Below are 2,291 nucleotides of genomic sequence, written 5' to 3'. Positions count from 1 at the left end.
TTTTACAGATTTCTATTGATTGAGTTAATAGGGTCTGGATACAAACAAACACATTTTACAATGGAGAGTTTGATCCTGGCTCAGGATGAACGCTAGCGGCAGGCCTAATACATGCAAGTCGGACGGGATTGAGGAGCTTGCTTCTCATGAGAGTGGCGCACGGGTGCGTAACACGTATGTAACCTACCTTAGTCAGGGGGATAGCCTCTCGAAAGAGAGATTAACACCGCATAACATTATGATATGGCATCATATTATAATCAAATATTTATAGGACTAAGATGGGCATGCGGAACATTAGCTAGTTGGTAAGGTAACGGCTTACCAAGGCAACGATGTTTAGGGGATCTGAGAGGATGACCCCCCACACTGGTACTGAGACACGGACCAGACTCCTACGGGAGGCAGCAGTAAGGAATATTGGTCAATGGACGCAAGTCTGAACCAGCCATGCCGCGTGCAGGAAGACGGCCCTACGGGTTGTAAACTGCTTTTGTACCGGAATAAACCTTTCCTCGTGAGGGAAGCTGAATGTACGGTAAGAATAAGGATCGGCTAACTCCGTGCCAGCAGCCGCGGTAATACGGAGGATCCAAGCGTTATCCGGATTTATTGGGTTTAAAGGGTGCGTAGGCGGCCTATTAAGTCAGGGGTGAAAGACGGTAGCTTAACTATCGCAGTGCCTTTGATACTGATGGGCTTGAATGTACTTGAGGTAGGCGGAATGTGACAAGTAGCGGTGAAATGCATAGATATGTCACAGAACACCAATTGCGAAGGCAGCTTACTAAAGTATGATTGACGCTGAGGCACGAAAGCGTGGGGATCAAACAGGATTAGATACCCTGGTAGTCCACGCCCTAAACGATGAACACTCGATGTTGGCGATATACGGTCAGCGTCTAAGCGAAAGCGTTAAGTGTTCCACCTGGGGAGTACGCCCGCAAGGGTGAAACTCAAAGGAATTGACGGGGGCCCGCACAAGCGGAGGAGCATGTGGTTTAATTCGATGATACGCGAGGAACCTTACCCGGGCTTGAAAGTTAGTGAATAGAGCAGAGACGCTCTAGTCCTTCGGGACACGAAACTAGGTGCTGCATGGCTGTCGTCAGCTCGTGCCGTGAGGTGTTGGGTTAAGTCCCGCAACGAGCGCAACCCCTATGTTTAGTTGCCAGCATGTAATGATGGGGACTCTAAACAGACTGCCTATGCAAATAGAGAGGAAGGAGGGGACGACGTCAAGTCATCATGGCCCTTACGTCCGGGGCTACACACGTGCTACAATGGATGGTACAGAGGGCTGCTACCTGGCAACAGGATGCCAATCTCTTAAAGCCATTCACAGTTCGGATCGGGGTCTGCAACTCGACCCCGTGAAGTTGGATTCGCTAGTAATCGCGTATCAGCAATGACGCGGTGAATACGTTCCCGGGCCTTGTACACACCGCCCGTCAAGCCATGGAAGCTGGAAGTACCTGAAGTCGGTAACCGCAAGGAGCCGCCTAGGGTAAAGTCGGTAACTGGGGCTAAGTCGTAACAAGGTAGCCGTACCGGAAGGTGTGGCTGGAATACCTCCTTTCTGGAGCATTATCCCGCAAACTACTTTGTAAACATAACAGCAACGCTGTTACCTGCATTATCTTTTCTTATTATTAATGAAACAACCCGGAAGATGAAGCCATCAGGGTAGCCTGGCACAAGCCACGGAGCACAGTTGGCAGTCAGCAGTTGGCAGTAGGCAGTAACACACTGAGAACTGCGCACTGGAAACTGCAAACTAAAAGGAAAACAGTCCTGTAGCTCAGCTTGGTTAGAGCACTACACTGATAATGTAGGGGTCAGCAGTTCAAATCTGCTCGGGACTACTAAGGTTAAGTCGGAAGTTAAAAGTCGAAAGTAAAAAGTCAGAACAGACCAATTACTAATGACAGATAACGAATGACACATCTGAAAGGGGGATTAGCTCAGCTGGCTAGAGCACCTGCCTTGCACGCAGGGGGTCAACGGTTCGAATCCGTTATTCTCCACGCTGCTTAGCAATCATTAGTTAATTAGTCAATAGTCATCAGGATAAAACCAATGACGACTGACCAATGACCANGGTGATGAAAAAGCAAAACGTTCTTTGACATATTGGAAGAAGTAAATTGAAGAGAAGACAACAGTAGGGACGTCTTTACAGTTTGCAGTAAGAAGTTAGCAGTCAGCAATGACTACTGACCGATGACTACTGACTAAGACATCTCGAAAAATAAAAAACGTATCGTGCTGAGCAAAAGCAGCAATGATAT

The 2,291-nt window shown here is 48.1% G+C and carries 2 tRNA genes and 1 rRNA gene; all 3 read left to right on the top strand.

Going from position 1 to position 2,291, the window contains the following annotated elements:
* Positions 1-57 precede the first annotated feature (57 nt).
* Positions 58-1,579: ribosomal RNA gene (locus D0C36_RS24340) — 16S ribosomal RNA — on the top strand.
* Positions 1,580-1,790: 211 nt separating this feature from the next.
* Positions 1,791-1,865 (top strand) — tRNA-Ile (locus D0C36_RS24335).
* A gap of 88 nt (positions 1,866-1,953) precedes the next feature.
* Positions 1,954-2,027: transfer RNA gene (locus tag D0C36_RS24330), tRNA-Ala, on the top strand.
* Positions 2,028-2,291: the final 264 nt, after the last annotated feature.

Origin of the sequence: Mucilaginibacter conchicola (assembly GCF_003432115.1) — a bacterium.
GTDB classification, from domain to species: Bacteria; Bacteroidota; Bacteroidia; order Sphingobacteriales; family Sphingobacteriaceae; genus Mucilaginibacter; species Mucilaginibacter conchicola.
This window is presented reverse-complemented; position numbering and strand designations above follow the sequence as displayed.